A 22,094-nucleotide genomic window follows, 5' to 3' on the forward strand; every position below is an offset into this window, starting at 1 on the left:
TGGAAATAGGGAAATGACGGTGAGGTTTTTAATTAACTTATATTAAATATTCACCTCCGGGATGTCGTGACCCTCAATTGCTAACATAGAACACGTGTCTTTGTATTACGTGATCACGTATAGATCGGATATGTGAAAAGCCTTGTCAGCGCACGCCGGACAAGCGAAGAGTTGCGCGTTGCTCCCCCCGCAATGATAGCCAACACTTCATGTCCACCTTCGATGGTTCGTTTGACAATCGCCTGCCTGTCGGCCTGCTTTGTCAGTTCTGTTCGAGGCCAGAACTACTCTCCGATCGTCGATGATCGTGTGGAGACGGACGTGGTGGACGTTCCTGTTATTTCTCAAGAAGTGGAACATAGGGGAGGTTTGGAATTGGGCGCGGTGATTTCCACGGCCTACGACAGTAACATTTTTCTGAGTAAGAAGGATCCGACTCCGGACAGCGTGACACGCATCGGCCCAGCTGTTTCCTACACGCAGGGCGATGCCAAAGAAGGCGAAGGCGGTTTCATCAAGTTTGCCTATCAGCCGACAGGAGTGATCTACGCGGAGCACGGTTCTGATAACAGGATCGATCAACAGGCCGCCCTCACAGCCGGTTGGCGCGGAAAAACATCGAGCGTCACCTATGTCGGTGCCGCGCGGAAGCTGGGTGACGCCACGGCGGATACCGGACAGCAAACCGATCGCATCGAATTTGAAAACGAGGTCATCGCCGCGTGGATGCCGCGCGAGAAGATCACGGTCGAACTGGCGGCTGGTAACAGCAAATCGGACTATGCCGATCCAACGCTGTATGATTCACACGAGGCTTACGGCAGACTCGGAGTGCGCTACGCTTATTCACCGAAGACGGAGGTGGGCATGGCCTATCAGGTCGGCCGCTTGGTTGTCGATGGAGGCAGCGATCAAACCCTCCAGCAGGTCACCGTAAATTTCGCCTGGCAGCCTCGCGAGAAGATCAAGATCGCGCTGCAAGCCGGAGCGGAACATCGCGACGCGAAGGACGGCTCCGAGGTGAACCCCGTGTTGGAAAGCCGGATCGATTGGACTCCGCGGCAGGGAACGAATCTATTTCTCGCGGGATATCAACGTCAGGAGGCATCGGCCTTCTACGCCGGGCAGGACTACAGCGTGCTGGGCGCGACCGCCGGAATTTCCCAACGCCTGGGTGGAAACTGGACCGCTCGTCTTGAAGCCGGACGCGAGAAAGTGGCATACAGCCGGGTTTCCGGTTCCGGAGCGAGCGGCCGTAAGGATGCGATCTGGTTCGTGCGGCCTGCGTTGGAATACAAGCTCACCGACGCGGTGGATGTTTCGTTTTTTTACCGGATTTCAAATGACAGTTCGACAGCCAGGGAGTTTGGTTACCGTCAACAATTGGCCGGAATCGAGCTTACCTATAAATTTTAAACTCCTCTCAGAATCATGAATTTTAAATTACTGGCAATAATGATGGCCTTCCTTGGAAGCCTGCTGCCCGGCTTGACGATTGCCCAAGGCGAGCGCTCGTCCGGTGTGATCGGCCGCATGGACAACGTGGAAATCCGTGTTTTCCGTGAGGATGATCTTACGACGCGCGGCCAGCTTTCGGCGGACGGCACGATTTCCATGCCGTTGATCGGCTCCGTCCGCATCGAGGGTCTCACGACGGACCAAGCCGCGGCCTCGATCACCCGCAAGCTGGCGGATGGCTATCTGGTGAAACCGGAAGTCAGCGTTTCCATCGAGGCGCGAATCCGTAAAACGGTGACCGTGCTCGGACAAGCCCAACGTCCCGGCGTTTTCGAACTCCCCGCACACCGGCAGTTGACCTTGGTCGAAGCCATCGGAATGGCCGGCGGTGTCACCCGCATCGCCAACGGCAAGAAAATCACTCTCAAGCATTCAGGCGGCAACGTTCAGATCATCAACCTTTCGGACATCACCAAAGGCAATGGGGCGGATGTTCCGCTGCGCGATGGCGACGTGATCACCATCCCGGAAAGCCTGTTCTAACTTTCAATCGTTTCACTTATTCCGATGTCTCTCTCCAACCCGAAAGATCACTCGCTCGCCTCGCGCTCCTCGCAGTTGGCCGCTCCGACCGATGCGGATCCTACGTATTTCCTGCCAAAGGTCGAGCCAAGCCGTTTGTTAGGCGTGCTGCTCCGCCGCGGCTGGATTGTGATCGTGTTGGCGTTACTGGGAGCGATCGCGCTGTATGCCGTCGCCAACAAGCTTCCGAAAACCTATCGTGCCACTGGTTCCGTTTACGTCAGCACGCAGGCTCCTGTCGTCCTCGACATCCGCGCGGTGGCTCCCGAGGAAACCCGCGATCTCGATCAAATGCGTTCCGTCGAGCAAGGCTTGAGCGCGACCACGCTGCTCATGCGGGTGATCAAGGCCAACAATCTCGCCGAAGACCCGGCCTTTGCGCCCAAGGGTGCCAGTGAGGAGACTCTTCTTCAAACGTTCGAGAAGCGGGTGAAAGTCGAACTCAGCCGCGGCACCCGGATCATCGTGGTGCAGGTGGATGACACCGATCCCGCGCGGGCCAAGCGCCTTGTCGAATCGCTTGTTAGCGAATATGAAAAATGGATCGGCGAGCGTCAGCAGGCGATTAATCTTCAAGCGAGCCAAGGTCTGGCCCGTGAGGAAGAACGTCTCCGCGAACGCATGGAAAATTCGGCCCGCAGCCTGCAGGAATTCCGTAAGGCCCATCCGGTGCCGGGCTTGGAAGGCACGGAAAGCGGCAGCCCCGTCCGCGATTCGCTCACGACGCTGAACGCGCAACTTACCGAGGCCACCGCCGCCCGTCTCAAACTCGAATCGGAATTCGAAGCCTACGCGAAGTTTGATCCCTCGAAACCCGAGGCCCTCGCCGGATTGGAAAGCTCCGAGCGTGGCACCGAAGTGCTCGCCCAAGTGCGCGCGATCCAACAGAAAGAGGCGGACTTCGCGCGCATCAAGGAGCGCTACATGTTCAAGCATCCCGTGTATAAGGAAATCGCCAACGAGATCACGCTCATGAAAGCGAACCTCGCGGATACCGTTAGGACGACGGGCCAGGCGCTCGAACAGCATTACCGCGTGGCGAAGGACAACGAACTCAAGCTCTCCAGCGAAGTCGCTTCGGCCCGTGACAATGCCGTCGATGTCGAAGGCATCCGCGAGCAATTCCGCGGCATGACCCGCGATGCCGAGGCCGAGCGCACGCTCCATGATTCGGTGTCGCTCCGGCTTCGCGAAACCAACATGATGGCTTCCGTCCCCGCCTCGGTCCTGCAATGGCAGGGAACTCCGCTGACTCCGGAAAGAGCCCACAGCCCGCAGAAAATCGTCTTCGCCGCCGTCGGTGCGTTCGCTGGATTTCTCGGTGGCATGATGCTTCTCGTCGGCCTCGAATTGGGTGACCGCAAGGTGCGCGATGCCGGGGCCGCCGCCCGTGCCACCGGTGCTCCGCTGTTGGCAACGCTGCCGCAAGTCGAACATTCCGGTGACGGCATGGTCCTTCTATCCGATCCGTCGTCCGCCGGAGCCGAGGCATTCCGCCGCCTGCGGGCCATTCTTGCTCCGCCACCGGGCAGCACCACCGCCCGCACCGTCCTTTTCGCCAGCGCCAGGGCGGGGGAGGGGAAATCGTTTTGCGCCCTCAACTACGCCACCTCGCTTGCGATGCAAGGTCACCGGACGCTTTTGCTGGATGCTGACCTGCGGCGTGCGGGTCTCAGCCGCGAACACCTCGCCGGAGCTTCCGATGATTCAGGCCTGGGCGGATATCTTGCCGGGAAAATCGATCCGGCGGACGCTTGTTTTACCACGGCCCTGCCGAATCTCTACATGATGTCGTCCGGTCCGATCCGCAAGGACGCTTCCGAATTGCTCGCCGGCACCCGGTTTCCGTCCTTGCTTGAAGACGCCTACCGCTGGTTCGACCGCGTGGTGATCGATTCCTCGCCAGTCCTCACGGTGAGCGACATGCTGGCGATCGCCCGCTACGCCGACCGAACCTGTTTGGTCGTCCGCGACCGGGGAAGCGATCGCCGCGAACTCAAGCGCGCGGCGGAACTCGTTCGCTCGGCCGGCGGCAATCTGGTCGGATTCATCTGGAACGAAGCTTCCGATCCATCAGTCGGCTCATCCTCACCCGGCCCCGGTGTGGCGGTGAATCGTCCCGGGCTCTCAAGTCCCAACTCAGTTGGCGTGTCCTCTGCTTCCCCGAACGATGGTTTTGAGATCATTCCATCTTTTGCCTAGCGCATTCGCATAGGCCATACTAATCTCCGTCACTTTTTCGCAGAAATAGAAATAGTCCCATCCCCCCGATGGTTAAGTTGGTTCCCCCCACCCCCCCGAAACATGAACGCGACATCCCGCTTGGTAGCGGGCGAGTCTTCCCCTGCTCGTCCCTCCGTAGCTCCTTCTGATCCCCCCGAGTCCTACACTCTCAGACACCGGCACCGCCCATGGGTCGCTCACCAGAAACTGGTGGTCGCCAGCTTCGTGGGTGACTCCGCGGTGGTCTTGTTGGCTCTGATGCTGGGCTACGTCATCCGGTTCCAAACCGGGCTGCGCGAAATCGGCGTGGTCGATTCCGGCATCAGCGTGTCAGGCTACTGCGGCCACGTTTTGTTAGGCGGTGGACTGCTGATTTTCCTGTTGGCGAACTATCGCCTGCACGACCCGCGGAACTACCTCGCCATTCGCAAGACGTTCTCCACCATCGTGAAATCGTGCGTGATCTGGGGTTTCAGCTTCCTGGCCATCGCCTTGGTTTTCAAAATCGAGCCTGCCATCAGCCGGGTGTACTGCGCGGTCGGCGCGATGACTTCGATGATCGCTCTATTGAGCTGGCGCTGGATGCTTTATTGCATCCTGCGTCGTGATACTTTCGCCAACGCTCTCCGCCAGAAGGCCGTGATCGTCGGTTGGAACGGCGAGTGCGACCGGGCGTTGAAACGTTTCGGAAATGGCCGTGCCAACCAGATTTCGGTCATCGGTGCGGTTGCTCCGCCGCGCTTTGCCTTCGAGGTTCTGCCTCCTGAAGAAGTGCCGGTCATGGGTTCCTATGAAGGTTTGCGCTCGATCCTCCGCTCGTCGGGCGCGGATTTGGTGATGGTCGTGGATGGCACCTTGGACCGTCATCAAATGCTCGAACTCGCCGAAACCTGCGGCCGTGAATTCATCGATTTCAAACTCATCCCAAGCTGTTTCCAAATCCTTGTTTCCGGACTCCAGTTGGAAAGCTTGCACGGAATGCCGGTGCTCGGCATCGGTAAAATGCCGCTGCACCACGCGTTTAACAACGCGTTGAAGCGCACCGTTGACATCGTCGGCAGCATCTTGGGAATGATCCTTTTCACTCCGATCATGGTGGCCTTCGCCGCTCTCGTTTACGTGGAGTCGCCCGGCCGTGTCATCTATCGCCAGCGCCGTATCGGTCTGAACGGCCGCCCGTTTTTCATCTACAAAATTCGCAGCATGAAGCTCGACGCCGAAGTCGCCGGCACTCCCGGCTGGACGGTGAAGGACGACCCGCGCCGTTTGAAAATCGGCGAACTCATGCGGGCATGGAACATCGACGAACTCCCGCAGTTCTGGAACGTGCTGATGGGCGACATGAGCCTGGTCGGCCCGCGCCCTGAACGCCCCGAACTCATCGAAGGCTTCAAGGAGGAAATCCCGCACTACAACGTCCGCCACAACATCAAACCCGGCGTCACTGGCTGGGCCCAGGTCAACGGCCTGCGCGGCGATACCTGCTTGCGCGAGCGCGTGAAATTCGACCTCGATTACATCGAAAACTGGAACTTCGCCCTCGATTTCCAAATCATGCTCATGACTCTCTACAAACGCGGTGGCGCATGTTAAGCGTGTCGTCAACCGAAGGCATGCCAGAGAGTTTCACCGAAGAATCGAGCCAGCGCAGGAACCGATCCATCCGCCTCGCGGTGATCACTTCCTTCGTCTCGAAGTTCAGCACGATCCTCCTTCAGTTGCTCTCGATCCCGATCGCCATCCGGGTCCTTGGGCGCGCCGAGTTCGGGATTTTCACAACGGTCAATCTCACGCTTAGCACCATGATCCTGTTGGAGGTCGGCATCGGTCCGGCCCTGACCCATGGCATGTCGCAGGCGATTTCCAACGGCGATGAAACGAGGCAGCGCGAACTCGGCTCCACTGCGTTTTTCCTGGTGGCCGGCATTTCCGCGCTCGCGGGGCTGATCCTCGGCACGGTATTGTTGACCGTCCCGCTGCCGACCCTGTTTGGTTCCGAATTCATCGGCAGGGAAGCCGCCCTGCGTCCAGCGCTTTGGACGGGGCTCGGTATTTTCGTGATGCTTTTCCTCGTCAATCTCACCGAGCGCATGCGCGAGGGGCATCTCGAAGTCGCCTCCAACAACCTCTGGGGAGCTGTTGGAAATCTCATGGCCGCCATCACCGTCGGCGTCGGCATCCGGTTTGTTCCGCAAGTCTGGTTTCTCGTCGTGGCCTTTAATGGCGCGATGCTTCTCGCGAAAGTCTGCAACACGGTCGCTCTGTGGCGGAAGCACCCGCTGGTCATTCCGTCGTTGAAATACGTCCGGCCCGCGATGGCCAAACACCTGTTCTCCGACGGCATCGCGTTTTCCACCTGCTGCGTTGTCACCGGTGTCGTGGAATATAACTTCTGTGGCTGGATGGTCGGCCGGACCGGCGGACCGGCGGAAGTCGGTCTCTTCGGGATTTTCATCACCCTCACGGTCATGCAGCTCGGATTCGTGGTCATGCTCAGCACTCCGACGTGGCCTGCCGTCGCCGAAGCTCTCTCCCGCGGCGATCACGCATGGGCGCGCCAGGCGGCGAAGCGGCTCTATCTCTTCGGCGGCGGTTTCGCGGTTTGCTCCGCGATCGGTTTGACCCTTGTCGGCCCGTGGGTGCTGCCGTTTTGGCTGGGCAAGGATTTCTCCAGCATCGACCGGCTTTTGTTAGCCTGCTACTGCCTCTATTTCATCGCCCACGTCTGGCGTCATTTGAATCACGCCATGATGATCGGCACCGGCCAGGTCGGGAAATTGCTACGCATCCAGCTCATCGAGTCCGCCAGTGTCGCCATCCTCGGGGCCCTGGCCCTTCACTACAGCGGGATCCCGGCGTTGTTCGCCACGATGGGCGTTGTGATCCTGTCTCTAACAGGAACCTTTCTTCCGAAACGGGTCGCGGGCGCGTTGAAGAAGCGCAACGATGCTTTACCGGCGATAGGATCTTGATCCCGGCGAGTGCCAGCTGTTGGATCGGATGAAATTCACTTCGCTTCGTGCCTTACCTTGATGGTTCTGTAAGAATGAAAAAGATCGTCATCCTCGTGTTCTTTTTGATTGCTGTTGGCACAGTCTGGCTGCTGTTCAGCGCTCGAATTCGGATCGATATGGCGGCGATGAGGTATGATCCCAGCGCTCTGAAGCTTCGGCTCACCTATCCGAACTTGATCCGCTCGACATTAATTCCCGATCACATCCAAACCGGGCTGGTCATGCTGCCTGATGGGGAAAACGTGAAGTTTTGGTTCATTTCCCACCATATCACAGGTCCCGGGTGTGTCAGATTTGATTTTAGCGATGGAACTCGGAAATACATCTACGGAAGCTATTTCTGCTGCGAGGTCCAGATTCCTGAAGGCCAAGTCAAAAACAAGCGTGATTTGGTCGACTTCATTGAGAGACACAACGAATCATAATTCGAACCGAACAAGAAGACCGGAGAACTCTCATGTCTCGTTGTGTAGATATGGCGGAGACGATCCGTTGCGCAGAGGCTTCGAGCATTTCTGCTGTTCCATAAGATCAAACGGCTGAAGCGATGGCTGGCAGTGGAGGGGACCAGCCTCCCGGTTTGGAAATCACCCACTCTCAACCTCAAGGCCGGATGCGGATGTGGCGCTTGTTCTCCTCGGTGACCGGTGTGTTGTCGCGAACAGTTAGCGTCGTCGCGGTATCGCGTAAGACGGTCGTGTGGTTGGAGCCGCTGGACCAATCGACGAGATTCGAGGAAACCTCGATTTCGCTCGATAGAACGGTGGTTCCGGGAGTTTTGGTGATGGTCAGGGTGCGGTATTTCACGCCGTCGATGAGCACGAATCCTTTGACCGTCTGTGCGGCGGCGTTGTCCGCAACTTCGAGTGGGGAGAGGGCATTGCCTGAATGGCTCTTCTTTCTCGCTTTCTTGGTGGGGCTCGGCTTGTTGGTGCCTTTTCCGGTGATCACGATGTCGAAGGATTTCTCGTTCGCGTCGTTGCTGAGGATGTGAATGGCCCCCCAGCGGATCCCGATATCGGAGGGCTTGAAGATAACGCTGAAGGTGGTGCTCGTACCGGTCCCAAGGGTGTCGGTCCTCAATGCGGTGACGGTGAAGTCGGTGGGGTTGAGGCCGTTCTTCAGAATGGAAATTCTTTCAAGTGCCGCGGATCCGATGTTGGCGATGGTGAAGGTCTTGCTGTCGCCACGGCTTCCGCTTTGCGCTCCACCGAAGTTGATGAACGCGTCACCGGACTTGAGAAGTTTGTCGCCCTGTAGAACGTCGATTTCAGGTGCGGCCAATCCTTTTCCGGAGAGCGCGAGAATGATGGGTTTGTCGCCAGCATTGCTTCTAACAACCAGCGATGCGCTGCGGGCTCCGGTTGTGCTGGGTTTGAATGCGACGGTGACGGTGGTAGCGGCTCCGGGCGCGACGGTGGCAGCTCCGGCGCTCACGATGGAGAAGTCGGCCGCATGTGGTCCGTCCTTGCCGATGTTGATGTCTGTTAGGGGAGCCGAGCCGGTGTTCCTGATAGTGAATGTCTTGAGCCGCGGAGCGCCGATGATGTCGAGGCTGCCGAAGTTTCCGGAAGCAAGGCCGCTGGACAGGCTGGCTCCTTCGGAATCGAAAAGGTCAATGCCGGGAATCGTGATCCCATCGCCGGTGAGGGCGACTTCAAAAGCGGATTCGGGAGCGAAGGCATTGGAAATCCGCAAGGCAGCGGTTTTGGTTCCACCGCTCGCGGGTTTGAAGGAGACGGTGAAGGTGGCGCTTGCTCCGGGTTCGATAGATACTGCGTCCGGCACGCTTGCGACGAAAGCGGAGGTGGTGCTGGCGATCTTCAGCCCCGTAAGCGCGGCCGTGCCGATGTTGCGGACGGTGAACACCCGTGGCGTGCCGATGGAGCCGACGGTAACATTGTCGAACTTCTGTGCGGGAGCGCCCGTTTCCAACCGCGAACCATCGGCGGTTTCCACGACCATGATGGGGATGGCGACGCCGGTTCCGGTTAGAGTGAGGTTGAAGGAACCTGTTTCGGAATCGTTGCTGGTGAGGTGAAGCACCGCCGACCTCGCTCCGGCGGCAAAAGGCTTGAAGGAAACCCTGAACGACGTGCCGGAGCCGGGAGTAAGGGTGGCGGCTTCAAGGCCGCTGATGATGAAGTCCGGGCCGAAAATCCCGTCAATGGTTGCGGCGAGGTTGGTCAGGTTGGCGGTTCCGAGGTTTCTAACCGTGAATGTCTCGGAGGTCGAAACGGATCCGAGGTTGACGCTGCCGAGTAAGATCGAATCGGTGTTATTGACGAACGGAGTGCCGTTGGGCCGGAAAACAGCCATCCGCGGAACGGCGACACCCAAGCCTGATAGCTCGATGTTGTAGGGATTGGTGTCAGGATCATTGCTAGCGATGTGCAGTGTGGCGCTGCGCGTGGCGGGCCCGCTGGGTTTGAAAACGATCTTGAATGTGGTGATCGCCGCGGGAGCGAGGGTGGAAGCGGAAGTGGGTTCCAGAATGAAGTCGGCAGCCTGCGGTCCGCCGATCGTCAGTTTGATCGAAGTGAGGGCGGCAGTTCCTGTATTACTGATGGAGAAAACTCTCGCGGCACCGCTCTGACCGACCTTCACGCTTTCGAAGCCCACCGATGCGGGGCTGCCTGCGAAGGGAACACCATTGGCAAGGGCGACGGAAATGTCGGGAAGCGGGATTCCATTTCCGGCGAGGGTGATATCGAACGGATTTTCGTCAGCGTCGTTGCTGGTGATGTGAATGGCGGCGCTGCGGGTGCCGGGAACGGTGGGCTTGAAGAAAACCCTGACGATGGCGCTTGAGCCCGGTGCGAGAGAATCGATTCCGGGGCCGTCGATGATGAAATCGGAGGAGTGCTCGCCATCGAGAGTGATGGCGATGCCGGTAAGATTGGCGGTGCCGGGGTTGCGGATGGTTAGGGTTTCGGCGGCGGAGGTGGATCCGAGATTGATCGCGCTGAAGCTAACTGTGGAAGCGCCATCGGCTAGGTTCGTTTCGTTGGAACGCTCGACCGCAATTTCGGGAACCGCGATGCCGATTCCGGCAAGGGCGATATCAAACGGTGCTTCGTCCGCGTCATTGCTGGCGATGTGGAGGGCCGCACTGCGATTTCCCGGAGCAGTGGGCTTGAAGGTGATCTTGAAGGTGGCGCTGGAGCCTGGTGTGAGGACGCTGATCCCAGGACCGTCGATGATGAAATTGGCGGCATGTTCGCCGTCGAGGGTGATGGCGACGCCCGTTAGGTTGGCGGTGCCGGTGTTGCGGATGGTGAGGATTTCCGCAGCGGAGCTGGATCCGGTGTTGACGCCGCCGAAGCCGATCGAGGTCGCGCCGTCGGCGAGGTCGGTGCCGTTAGAGCGTTCGACCGCGATCTCGGGAAGGGCGATTCCGTTTCCGGTTAGGGAGATGTCGAATGGGTTTTCGTCCGCGTCGTTGCTCGATACATGAACAGTTGCATTGCGATAACCCGCAGCCGTGGGTTTGAAGGAAACCCTGAAGGTCGTGCTTGAACCCGGGGTGAGGGAATTGACTCCGGGGTTGGAGATGATGAAATTGGAGGCGTGTTCGCCATCGATGGAAATGGTGATGCCCGTCAGATTTGCGGTGCCGAGGTTGTTGATCGTGAAGGTTTCGGCGGCGGAGGTGGATCCAAGATTGGTGGCGTCGAAGCTGACATTTGATGCACCGTCGGCGAGGTTTGTTCCGTCGGCGGAGCGCTCGATCGCAATCTCGGGAACCGCGATGCCGTTGCCTGATAGGGAGATGTCGAACGGATTCTCATCAGCGTCATTGCTGGCGATGTGGATGGCCGCATTGAGGTTTCCTGAAGCGGTGGGCTTGAGGACGAGCTTGAAGGTGGTGCTTGCACCCGGGGCCAGGGAATTGGTGGCCGGGCCGTCGATGATGAAATTGGAGGACTGTTCGCCGTCGAGAGAGATGGCGATGCCTGTCAGATTGGCGGTGCCGGTGTTGTGGATCGTGAGGATTTCCGCAGCGGAAGTGGATCCGATGTTGATCCCTCCGAAGCTGATCGAAGCCACGCCGTCGGCGAGGTCATTGCCGTTAGAACGCTCGACCGCGATTTCAGGAAGGGCGATTCCATTTCCAACCAAAGCGATGTTGAAGGGGCTTTCGTCGGGGTCGTTGCTGCTGACGTGGATGGTCGCATTGCGATTTCCCGAAGCAGTGGGCTTGAAGATGATTTTAACGGCGGCACTGGAGCCCGGGGCTAGGGAATCGACCGCTGGGCCGTCGATGATGAAATTCGAGGCCTGCTCGCCGTCTATGGTGACGGCGATGTTGGTCAGATTGGCAGTTCCGGTGTTGCGGAGAATGAGCGTTTCCGCCGCGGAGCTGGTGCCGAGGACGATGTTGCCGAAATTCACGGAGCCGGCATTGTTAGCGACGTTCTCGCCGCTGGCGCGCTGGAACGCGATCTTGGGAAGGGAAATTCCGTATCCTGTTAGTGCGATGTCGAATGGGCTTTCGTTCGCATCGTTGCTGACGACGTGAAGCGTCGCCGCCCGGTTTCCGGAAGTGGTGGGCTTGAAGACGAGATTGAAAGTAGCGCTCTCGCCCGGGGCAAGGATATTGACTCCGGGGCCGTCGAGGATGAAATCGGCCGCATGGTCGCCGTTGACGGCGAGAGAGATGTTCGTCAGGTCGGCGGTACCGCGGTTGCGGATGGTTAGGGTTTCAGCGGCGGAGCTGGATCCGAGGTTGGTGCCACTGAATCCGACATGGGCGGCGGCACCTGCGAGGCTCGTGCCGTTGGAGCGCTCGATGGAGATCTCGGGCAAGGCGATTCCATTTCCGACCAAGACGATGTCGAATGGATTCTCGTCAGCATCGTTGCTGGTGATGTGGACGGCCGCGTTACGGGTACCGGAGGACTCCGGTTCGAAAGTGATTTGAAAAGTCGTGCTGGCACCGGGAGCCAGAGTGGTGGCAGCAGGAGTTCCGACGATGAACTCGGAAGCGTAGGGTCCGTCGATGGAGACGAGGATGCCGGTGAGGTCGGCGTTGCCGGTGTTGTGAATGGTGAATGTTTCCGGGGATCCGGCGGTTCCGATACCCGAGTTGTCGAAACTCACCATCGAATCCGCATCGGCTAGGTCGCCGGCCCGGGTGTGTTCCACGCTGATTTCCGGCAAGGCAAGACCGTTGCCGGTGAGGGCGATATCGAATGGGTTTTCGTCACCATCGTTGCTGAAGATGTGGAGTCCGGCGGTTTTCGTACCATTGGATGTCGGCCGGAAATAGACCCTGATGGTGGTGACGTCGCCGGGGGCCAGGATACTCGTTTCTAACGAATCGACCACAAACTCGCCGATATCCGCTCCGTCGATGGCAAGATCCAGTCCGGTGAGACTGTTGCTGCCGACATTTTGAATGATCAGGGTTTCGGCCGTGCTGATGGATCCCAGGCTCGGGTTGGTGAAACCGATGGAGGCCGCATTGTCGGTTAGGTCCGTGCCAGTGGCCCGGCGGATCGCAATTTCTGGTTGGCCGGCACCGCTTCCGGTGATCGCGAGATCGAACGGGTTTTCGTCCGCATCATTGCTGGAAATGTGAATGGAGGCGTTCTTTGTTCCGATCGACGAGGGACTGAAAGCGACGGTGAACGAACTGCTAGCGCCAGGCTCGAGACTGGTGATGGCATTGTTGCCGGTAGCCGGAGGTGTCACGCGCACGTGGTCAAGGCGAAGGTCGATGGCGGCGGTGGTGGTCGAGACATCAGAGAATTTCAACGTGGTGGTGGTGCTGTTCGCCACGAACGTGAAACTTTGCGCGGTCCAGCGGGTGCTGCCGTCGCCCGGGCCTGTCACGGTCACGGTCTTGGAAAGGAGGCTGCTGGACCCGATGACGGATGCCAGGAGAGATTGCTGATTGGTGTTGTAAGCCAGAACGCCGATGTCGAACGCCAGCGTGTAGGTGGTTCCCGGCGTGGTGGTGAAGCTTTGGGAGATCATTCCGTTGGGCTCGGTGTTCGAATAGTTGAACTCAGCGATATTGCTGCCTTCCGTTGCGGCCGTGTTGGTGACAGCCCTGACATTTCCCGACGACGTCCATGAAGTGAATGCGGATTCGAAGCCGCCGTTGGTCGAAACGACGGAGGAGAACGGAAGGTTCGTGACGACGGAAAAACTGGATAGATCCGTTCCGTCGATGCCCATCGCCAGGCCGGTGAGAGCCGCCGTGCCGAGATTCCTGATGATGAATGTTTGCGGAGCGCCCGTAGACCCTGGATTCACATTTCCCACCGAAACGCCGCTCTGACCGTCGGCCAATACGATGGAAGGGGAACGTTCGATGGATATTTCCGGTGCGGTGGGGACGGCGATGAACTCGGAGACTTGATCGGACAACGCGCCGTCCTGCCCGTAGATGTTGTAGGCCTGCACCGCGAAGTAGTAGGTCTTGCCCGTTTCGAGGCTGGAAACGGTGGTGGACGATGTGGTCCAATCAAAGGTCGTGCTTTGGGTGAGCGCATCGCTGGCAGTACCGTATTTGACCCGGTAGCCGGCGATGTTGGTTTCCGGATTGCTGTTCCAGGAGAGTTTGACACTGCCGCTGAGATCGGCTGCGGAGCCTATGCCGACGACCATGTACACTGCGAGCAGCAGTCTTAACGCGAAATGCGGTGGTTTGAGATTACGAAGATACAGGCACATCAGGGAATGCACAAAAAGAAGGCGGTAGGTTTTTGTCGTCTGGCGGTTCCGCAAAAATCGAGCCAAGGGAGCTGAAAATTTTTGAAAGAAAACGCGAGGCTTGGAGTGGCCCGCGAAAGATTCCCGTTGGATCGCCTTTTGCAATGAAAATTTTCACCCTCGAAAAATCCCGTAAGTCATTGATAATGCGTGAATCCTAACGGTTCGAAGAGATTCAAATCCGGTAAACCCTTGCAATTCAAAGCGGATGGCTCTGCAGAACGTGGATTTTTACGGATGTTCCATAACCAGCTCCAATTTCGTTTTATTCATTGCGGTTGCGACCGCGCGGAGACTGTTCATGTTTTCCGCGATGGGAATGCCAATGGATCTACTGGGGCGCGGGCTGCGCGATTTGCGGATTTCGGTGACGGATCGTTGTAATTTCCGCTGCCGCTACTGCATGCCGGTGGAGGTTTTCGGACCCGGGTATGCATTCATGCCGCGCGAGGAATTGCTGACATTCGAGGAAATCGTCGGGCTGACCCGCATCATGGTGCCCCTCGGGATTGAGAAAATCCGGCTGACGGGAGGCGAACCTCTGCTGCGTCGCGGGTTGGAGGATTTGGTTGCGATGCTGGCTGCGGTGGACGGGGTGAAGGACATCGCCATCACGACGAACGGTGTTTTGTTAGCGCACCATGCGGAAGCGCTTGCGCTCGCGGGCTTGAGCCGGGTGACGGTGAGTCTCGATGCTTTGGACGCCGGAATTTTTTCAAAAATGAACGGCGTCGGCGCGAAAGTGGAGCGGGTGCTCGCAGGCATCAGTTCGGCTCAGGCGTTCGGGCTGCCGGTGAAGGTGAACGCCGTCATTCAGCGCGGTGTAAACGAAGGTGAAATCCTACCGCTCGCCCGCTGGGCGAAATCGACCGGGGTGGACCTGCGATACATCGAATACATGGACGTTGGCGAGACCAACGGCTGGAAGCTTGATGAAGTGGTATCCGGTGATGAAATCCTGGCGGCTCTAGCAGAGGAATTCGAACTGGTCCCGCGCGCTGCCGCCTATCGCGGAGAAGTCGCGGCGCATTGGACTCACGCGGACGGCCCAGCGGAAGTCGGCGTGATCCGATCGGTGACGAAGCCGTTTTGCCGCGATTGCCAGCGGTTGAGACTTTCAGCCGACGGGAAAATTTTCACCTGTTTGTTTGCGGCGGAAGGTCACGACCTCCGCGGCATCCTGCGCAGCGGAGCCAATCCCGAAATTCTAACGGAAGTCGTCCGCTCCATCTGGACGGTCCGAACGGACCGCTACTCGGAAGAGCGCGGACAAGTGGACCGACCACGTGCGGAGATGAGCTATCTGGGAGGTTAGAGAATCTCTGGCTGGATCAATCCGAGCCCTGCCGCAGACGGTATTCCCTTGGCGAAAACCCTGTCACCTTGCGGAACTGACGGGTGAAATAGTTGCTGTCATTGAAGCCGACATCGAAGGCGATTTCCGTCACCCGCCGGTCGGTGTTGCGGAGCAGGAGGCAGGCGCGGTTGATCCGCTGGCCGATAACCCACGCCAGCGGCGAGGTTCCGGTCGCTGATAGAAACACGCGCAGAAAGCTGCGCTGCGACATGTGGGCGATGCTGGCCAATTCCTCCAGATTCACCTCGCGGTGGATGTTGCGCTCCAAATGCGAAAGCGCCTCGCCGATCCGCAGCAGCGCTTTGCCGTCTGGGGAAGGACTGCTGCCGTAGCTCCGCGACAACTGCCCGATGATTTGCATGAAAGTCGCCGTCGCCATGAACCCGAAACCCGGTTCGCGGGCTTTCAATTCGAGCTCCAATCGATCCACGAGCTCGGTGATCTGGGCCATTTCCTTTCCAGTTAGATGCAGCCTTCCTTTCGTTGGCTGACGGTTTCTCCGTGACGGTTCCAGCGTGAAAAGCGCGTGATAACCCGCCACGGAAGGAAGATCCAGCAAGCCCATCTGGAGCTGGCTCGGCTGATAGAGGATGTTCACCAGCCGCAGATCTTCCAGATCGCGGTATTCGTGTTCCCGCGGACCGGCGATGACGAAGACGTCGCCCGCCGTCATTTCCCATGATTCCTGGCCGCTCACGTGCAGGCAGCGGCCGCCGGTCACGATGACGAGCTCCGCAAATTCATGAGCGTGCGATTCAAACAGCTCCTGAGGTTCCCGCCGCTCCACGCTGATGGGGAAGCCGTCAGGATGAAACCAGTCGTCGATCTTGAGGATGCGTTTCACTGGCGGGATCGTGCTTGTTTTTGGCAAAACAGTGGAGGTTTTTATGCGAAATTCCACGCAGACTGCCCTGCCTGAATTGAAAACCCACTGAATATGGCCACTTCTTCCGAATCCGTCTCCCAGACTTACACGCTCGCCAAAGCCCGCTACGCCGACCTCGGCGTGGACACCGATGCCGCGATGGCCAAGCTCGCCGGGATTCCGATCTCGCTGCATTGCTGGCAAGGCGACGACGTCGGTGGATTTGAAAACACCGGCGAAGGCCTCAGTGGCGGCATTGCTGTTACCGGAAACTATCCCGGAAAAGCCCGCACGCCGGATGAACTCCGCGCGGACCTCGACAAGGCGCTTTCCTTGATTCCTGGAAAACACCGGCTCAATCTCCACGCGTTCTACGGCGAGTTCGGCGGGAAAAAAGTCGATCGCAATGAGATCCAACCCGAGCATTTCCAAAACTGGATCGACTGGGCGAAATCCAACGGCATGGGCATGGATTTCAACCCCACCTGCTTTGCCCATCCAATGGCGGCAGATGGCTTCACGTTGTCTCATCCGAAAAAAGCGGTCCGCGATTTCTGGGTGGAACACTGCATCGCCTCCCGCGAAATCGGCGCCGTCATGGGCAAGGAACTCGGTTCGCCGACGGTTACGAATTTCTGGATCCCCGATGGCTACAAGGACACGCCGGTGGATCGACTCGCCCCGCGCCAGCGTCTATCAGAATCGCTCGATCGCGTGTTCACGAAAGCGATCGATCCCAAGCTTCACCTCGATGCGGTGGAGTGCAAGCTCTTCGGCATCGGCAGCGAGAGTTATGTCGTCGGTTCGCATGAGTTCTACATGGGCTACGCAATCAAGAATCAGAAACTCCTTTGCCTCGATGCCGGCCATTTCCATCCAACCGAAGGCATCGCCGACAAACTCAGTTCCGTTCTGATGTATGTGCCGGAAGTCCTCCTGCATGTTAGCCGCGGCGTCCGCTGGGACAGCGATCATGTCGTCACCCTCGACGACGCGCTTCAATCCATCGCCGCCGAACTGGTTCGCAACAACCTGCTCGCCCGCACCCACATCGGGCTGGATTTCTTCGATGCCAGCATCAACCGCGTCGCGGCATGGGCCATCGGCACCCGCAACACGCTCAAGGCTCTGCTCATGGCATTGCTGGAACCGCCCGCCCTCCGCGATTCGGAAAAATCCGGCGACTACACCTCGCGCCTCGCCCTGATGGAGGAAACCAAGAGCCTGCCGTGGGGCGCTGTTTGGGACGCTTATTGTGAAAAGCAGAACGTCCCCGTCGGCACCGCATGGCTGGATGAGGTGAAGGGCTACGAAAATGCTGTGTTGAGCAAGCGAGCCTGATAAAAACGTCTCCAACCCGCGAGTCCACCGGTTTGAAACCCATTCTTAAACTCACAGAGATCAGGAAATCCTTCGGTGCCGTCCGTGCGCTGAAGGGCGTCTCTTTCGAGCTTTTTCCCGGAGAAGTCCACGCCTTGTTAGGTGAGAACGGTGCCGGGAAATCCACGCTCATCAAGGTCATCACCGGCGCCCATCAACCCGACGGCGGCACCCTCGCGGTCGCCGGGACGGAGGTCTCGCACTTGAGTCCATCGAAGGCCCGCGAACTGGGGATCGCCTGTATCTATCAGCAGCCCGCGCTTTTCCCCGATCTCACGGTGGCCGAGAACATCGGACTCCGTTTGAAGAAGACCAGCATGCTTCATCGCGTCCGTTGGGCGGACCAGCGCACGCAGGCGGTTGAGTTGCTTCACCGCATCGGCGCGGAAATTTCACCCGACGCCGAGGTCCGTTCGCTTTCGATGCCGGAACAGCAGCTTGTCGAAATCGCCTGCGCGCTCGGTTCCGGCGCGGACATCGTCATCATGGACGAGCCGACCGCTTCGCTGACGCAGAAGGAGCAGCATCTCCTTTTCAAGATCGTCCGCGACTTGCGCACCAGCGGCGTAGGAGTCGTTTACATTTCCCACCGGCTTGAGGAAATTTTCGCCCTTGCGGACCGCGTGACGGTTTTGCGGGATGGCGAGAGTGTCGCCACCAACCAGGTGGATACTCTAACCGAGGCGCAGATGATCAAGCTGATGGTCGGTCGCGAGGTCTCATCGATCTATCCTCCTTCGGAAGGCGAGCCCGGCGAGGTTGTGTTGTCATTGAAGAATCTCGGCTGCTCCGCCAGCGGAGTGAGCGGGGTGACGCTGGACGTCAGGGCAGGGGAGATCGTCGGCATGGCCGGACTGGTCGGTGCGGGTCGCACGGAGTTGGCGCGGATTCTTTTCGGCATCACTCCGGCGGATTCCGGCGAGATCGCTTTGAATGGTGAAAAAATTTCCATCAGCAATCCGCGTGAGGCGATCGCCCGCGGCATCGCTTATGTCCCGGAAGACCGCCGCCGCCACGGGGTGATCCTGGAGATGCCGATCGCCCACAACATGACGATGGCGATTCATCCGAAATTCTTCCCCGGCTCGGTTCTGCGGTTCAATGCGGAGAGTCTGTTAGCTCAGGATTTCATCCGCGATCTCGGCATCAAGGCATACGGGCCGGATGCTCCCGGCGGAAGTTTGAGCGGCGGCAACCAGCAGAAGGTCAGCGTCGCCCGTTGGCTGGCCACGAAGCCGAAACTGCTGATCCTCGACGAACCGACCCAAGGCGTCGATGTCGGCGCGAAGAGCGAAATCCACAAGATCATCCGCGGTCTCGCCAAGGAAGGGCTCGCGGTGCTGATGATTTCCAGCGACCTTCCCGAAGTGCTCGGCATGAGCGATCGTGTTGCCGTGATGCGCGGAGGAAAACTGGTGGAGCTGATCGAAAAGGAAAACGCGGACGCCCACACGGTGATGGCCGCCGCGCTTGGAACCAACGGAAAGGACGCCGCCTGATGAACAAGTATTTCCGTGAACTCACCGTCGCCGCGGCGCTTGGCCTGCTGATGTTAGGTCTGGCCGTTTTCGCCCCGCACTTCTTCCAGTTCCAGCCGTTTATTTCGCGCCTCACCTCGCAGATGCCCGCGCTGGTGGCAGCTATCGGAATTGCACTGGTGATCATTTCCCGGCAGATCGATATTTCCATCGGTTCGCAATTCTCGATGTGCGCGATCATCGCGGGAGTCACCGCCGCATCGGGCCTGCCTCTAGGCGTGGCGATTCTTGCCGCACTCGGAGCAGGTGCCATGATGGGGGCGCTCAACGGAGTGTTGATCGCCTATCTCGGACTGCCGAGTATCGTGGTCACCCTCGCGACGTTGGTCACTTGGCAGGAAGCGCTTCGTCTCTGGCAGCAGGGGCGTTTGCTTAATCTTCCGGCCGGTATCCAGTGGTTCGGCCTCAGCCAGCCGGCGGGCCAAACCGTCGTCATCTCGCTTTCCTTCATCCTTCTGATCGGCGCGGCATGGGCGATGAAAAATCTATCCGGCGGCCGCTTCATCCACGCCACTGGCACCGATGCCGAGGCGGCGCGTCTCGCCGGGATCGATCCCAAACGCACGACCTTCGGTGTCTTCGTCCTGATGGGGATTCTCGCCGGACTTGCCGCTGTTTTGAATCTCGTCCAATCCCCGCAAGTCCAGCCGAACTGCGGTGACGGCCTCGAACTCAAGACCATCGCCGCCGCGGTCGTCGGCGGCGTAGCCATCAGCGGCGGTCGCGGAACTCTTTGGGGAGTTCTGCTGGGAATGCTGTTGCTTGCCAACGTCAATCCCGCCCTGACCCATTTCCACCAACCTCCGTATTGGGAAAAAGCCATCCAGGGCCTCGTCATCCTGCTGGCCGTCGTCGCCGATGGTCTCCGCAGCCGGAAATCTAAAATCTAACTGACCGAACGCATGTCCAGTCCAAGGTCATTTTCCATCAAGTCATTGCTCGCCCGTCATGAAACGGTGCTGGTGCTAGTGATCCTCTTCGAAGTGGTCCTGTTCCAAGTGCTCGGGCGCAACTTCCTCAAAGCGGGCAATGTCTCCAACATCTTCCGCCACTCGGTGGAAATCGGCCTGCTTGCCGTTGCTATGACGCCGGTGATCCTGACCGGCGGCATCGATCTATCCGTCGGTTCGATGATGGGACTTTGCGCGGTTCTTTTCGGTATGATGGTGAACGTTCTCGGCATGAACCCATGGCTCGCCGGTCTGGCCGCCATCGCCTGCGGAGCAATGGGCGGCGGTGTCAATGCGGTGCTCATTACGCGATTGAACCTGCCACCGTTGATCGTCACGCTCGGCACCTTTTCACTGTTTCGCGGTCTGGCCGAAGCGCTCACCAAGGGCGCGGAATCTTTCTCGGGATTTCCACCATCGTTTCTCGCCCTCGGAAATTCCAACATCGCCGGTCTTCCCGCGCAGATCTGGGTGTTTTTCGTGGTCGCCGCGGCGATCTGGTTTCTTGTTCATCGGACCACGTTCGGCCGCTCGTTCCGTGCGATCGGTTATGCTTCCGAAGGCGCACGATATGCGGGCATCCCCGTCGCCCGCAACACCAGTCTTGCTTACATCATCGCCGGTGCCGTTGCAGGACTTGCCTCCGTGATCCTGGTCGCCCGTTTGGGCGAAGCCCGTGCCAATGCGGGAATCGGTTATGAACTTCTCGCCATCACCGCGGTCGTGCTCGGAGGCGTCAGTATTTTCGGTGGATCCGGAACCCTGTGTGGAACGATTCTGGGATGGATCGCTCTCGCGATTCTCAACAACGGCCTGACCCGGATCTCGGACTACAAAATCATGGACCAGACGGTGGCCAGCGTCGCCCGCGAGCTTTCCGGGCTTTTGACCGGGCTTCTGCTTCTCGCCGCCCTCGCCATCGGCGCCTCGACAAAAACGCTCGCCGTCCGTCGTGCCCGCAAGCAGTCTCTTAAGAAATCCAACTCAAACCCAGCAACCTCATGAAACGCAAAACCTTCATCGCCTCTCTGGCTCTTTTCGCCGCGCTCCCGTTTGTTTCCTGCAGCAAATCGGATTCGAAAGGCAAACTCACCATCGCCCTGTTGCCCAAGAGCAAGGGCAACCAATATTTCGTCACCTGTGAGAAGGGAGCACGCACCGCCGCTGCCGAGCTCGGTGCGGAGTTGAAATTCGACGGACCTATCAACTCCGATCCTGCGAAGCAGAATGAGATCGTCGAGAATTGGATCACCGATGGTGTCGATGTCATCGCCGCCGCGTGTGAAAACAAGGACTCCATTTCCACCGCGCTCAAGAAGGCGCAGGCAGCGGGAATCAAGGTCGTCACCTATGACGCCGATGCGCAGCCCGACGCCCGTTCGTTCTTCGTCAACCAGGCCACCGCGCAGGGAATCGGCGAGCAACTGATGGACTCCGCCGCTGCCCTTACCGGCGGCGAGGGAGAGTTCGCCATCATCACCGGAACTCTAACGGCTTCCAACCTCAACGAGTGGATCAAATACATCAAGGCCCGCCAGGCCGAGAAGTATCCTAACATGAAGCTCGTGGATACCAAGCCTTGCGACGATCAGAAGGACAAGGCCCAGCAGGAAGCCACCAACCTCCTCAGCGCCTATCCGAACCTCAAGGCCATTGTCGGCGTGTGTTCGCCTTCCGTTCCCGGTGCCGCCGAAGCCATCAAGCAGGCGGGCAAGGCCGGCGCGGTGAAATTGGTCGGCCTCGGCCTGCCCAGCGAGAACAGGGCTTACGTCAAGGAAGGTGTCACCCAGGCGGTCATCCTCTGGAATGTCGAGGAACTCGGATACCTGTCCATCATGGCGGGGGCCGCCGTCGCGAAAGGCGAGCTTGTTCCCGGCGCGACCGAATTCAACGCCGGCAAGCTCGGCAAGATGGAGGTCAAAGGCGATAACATCATCCTCGGAAAACCCTTCGTGTTCACCAAGGAGAACATCGACCAGTTCGATTTCTAACTGCCGAGGCAGC

At 58.9% G+C, this 22,094-nt stretch carries 14 protein-coding genes; 12 read left to right on the forward strand and 2 right to left on the reverse strand.

Translation table 11 applies throughout. The annotated features are described in order from the left end of the window. Nucleotides 1-222: 222 nt before the first annotated feature. The 6 genes from ABIQ96_RS13505 to ABIQ96_RS13530 all read left to right on the forward strand — a co-directional run bounded on the left by ABIQ96_RS13505 (nt 223) and on the right by ABIQ96_RS13530 (nt 7,702). The gene (locus ABIQ96_RS13505; protein WP_348215129.1) at nt 223-1,416 is read left to right on the forward strand and encodes a hypothetical protein; all 1,194 of its coding nucleotides are present in this window, start codon (nt 223-225) and stop codon (nt 1,414-1,416) included. 15 nt (nt 1,417-1,431) lie between these two features. Beyond that, nucleotides 1,432-2,001, forward strand: a complete 570-nt coding sequence (locus ABIQ96_RS13510; RefSeq protein ID WP_348215130.1) for a polysaccharide biosynthesis/export family protein — start codon at nt 1,432-1,434, stop codon at nt 1,999-2,001. Nucleotides 2,002-2,025: 24 nt separating this feature from the next. Further along, nucleotides 2,026-4,242, forward strand: a complete 2,217-nt coding sequence (locus ABIQ96_RS13515; RefSeq protein WP_348215131.1) for a polysaccharide biosynthesis tyrosine autokinase — start codon at nt 2,026-2,028, stop codon at nt 4,240-4,242. Between the two features lie 102 nt (nt 4,243-4,344). Continuing rightward, entirely contained in the window at nt 4,345-5,856 is a 1,512-nt protein-coding gene (locus ABIQ96_RS13520) for a sugar transferase (RefSeq protein WP_348215132.1), read from the forward strand. A 20-nt stretch (nt 5,857-5,876) separates the two neighbouring features. Continuing rightward, nucleotides 5,877-7,235, forward strand: coding sequence for a lipopolysaccharide biosynthesis protein (locus tag ABIQ96_RS13525; RefSeq protein WP_348215133.1), 1,359 nt, complete (start codon nt 5,877-5,879; stop codon nt 7,233-7,235). 47 nt (nt 7,236-7,282) lie between these two features. Beyond that, nucleotides 7,283-7,702: a hypothetical protein gene (locus ABIQ96_RS13530; protein WP_348215134.1), complete on the forward strand. Its 420-nt coding sequence runs from the start codon at nt 7,283-7,285 to the stop codon at nt 7,700-7,702. 178 nt (nt 7,703-7,880) lie between these two features. On the opposite strand, the gene ABIQ96_RS13535 is transcribed toward ABIQ96_RS13530, so the two are convergent. Beyond that, nucleotides 7,881-13,961, reverse strand: a complete 6,081-nt coding sequence (locus tag ABIQ96_RS13535; protein ID WP_348215135.1) for a choice-of-anchor D domain-containing protein — start codon at nt 13,959-13,961, stop codon at nt 7,881-7,883. A 358-nt stretch (nt 13,962-14,319) separates the two neighbouring features. Between ABIQ96_RS13535 and moaA the strand changes: the two genes are divergently transcribed. Continuing rightward, nucleotides 14,320-15,315 carry a GTP 3',8-cyclase MoaA gene (gene moaA, locus ABIQ96_RS13540; protein WP_348215136.1) on the forward strand — a complete coding sequence of 332 codons (996 nt, stop codon included), beginning with the start codon at nt 14,320-14,322 and terminating at the stop codon, nt 15,313-15,315. A 16-nt stretch (nt 15,316-15,331) separates the two neighbouring features. On the opposite strand, the gene ABIQ96_RS13545 is transcribed toward moaA, so the two are convergent. After that, nucleotides 15,332-16,201 carry a helix-turn-helix domain-containing protein gene (locus ABIQ96_RS13545; RefSeq protein ID WP_348215137.1) on the reverse strand — a complete coding sequence of 290 codons (870 nt, stop codon included), beginning with the start codon at nt 16,199-16,201 and terminating at the stop codon, nt 15,332-15,334. 93 nt (nt 16,202-16,294) lie between these two features. On the opposite strand from ABIQ96_RS13545, the gene ABIQ96_RS13550 reads away from it, so the two are divergent. From ABIQ96_RS13550 to ABIQ96_RS13570, 5 genes are read left to right on the forward strand one after another with little or no spacing between them, the layout of a single operon-like run. Beyond that, the gene (locus ABIQ96_RS13550; RefSeq protein WP_348215138.1) at nt 16,295-17,563 is read left to right on the forward strand and encodes an L-rhamnose isomerase; all 1,269 of its coding nucleotides are present in this window, start codon (nt 16,295-16,297) and stop codon (nt 17,561-17,563) included. Nucleotides 17,564-17,595: 32 nt separating this feature from the next. Further along, nucleotides 17,596-19,101, forward strand: coding sequence for a sugar ABC transporter ATP-binding protein (locus ABIQ96_RS13555; protein ID WP_348215139.1), 1,506 nt, complete (start codon nt 17,596-17,598; stop codon nt 19,099-19,101). Then, on the forward strand, nt 19,101-20,030 hold the full coding sequence (locus ABIQ96_RS13560; protein WP_348215140.1) for an ABC transporter permease: 930 nt from the start codon (nt 19,101-19,103) through the stop codon (nt 20,028-20,030). Before ABIQ96_RS13555 ends, ABIQ96_RS13560 begins: the two co-directional genes overlap by 1 nt. 12 nt (nt 20,031-20,042) lie before the next feature. Then, nucleotides 20,043-21,095 carry an ABC transporter permease gene (locus ABIQ96_RS13565; RefSeq protein WP_348215141.1) on the forward strand — a complete coding sequence of 351 codons (1,053 nt, stop codon included), beginning with the start codon at nt 20,043-20,045 and terminating at the stop codon, nt 21,093-21,095. Further along, nucleotides 21,092-22,081 (forward strand): substrate-binding domain-containing protein, encoded by a 990-nt coding sequence (locus ABIQ96_RS13570; protein ID WP_348215142.1) that lies wholly within the window; start codon nt 21,092-21,094, stop codon nt 22,079-22,081. Before ABIQ96_RS13565 ends, ABIQ96_RS13570 begins: the two co-directional genes overlap by 4 nt. Nucleotides 22,082-22,094: the final 13 nt, after the last annotated feature.

Origin of the sequence: Luteolibacter sp., from assembly GCF_039920825.1 — a bacterium.
Classification (GTDB): Bacteria; Verrucomicrobiota; Verrucomicrobiia; order Verrucomicrobiales; family Akkermansiaceae; genus Luteolibacter.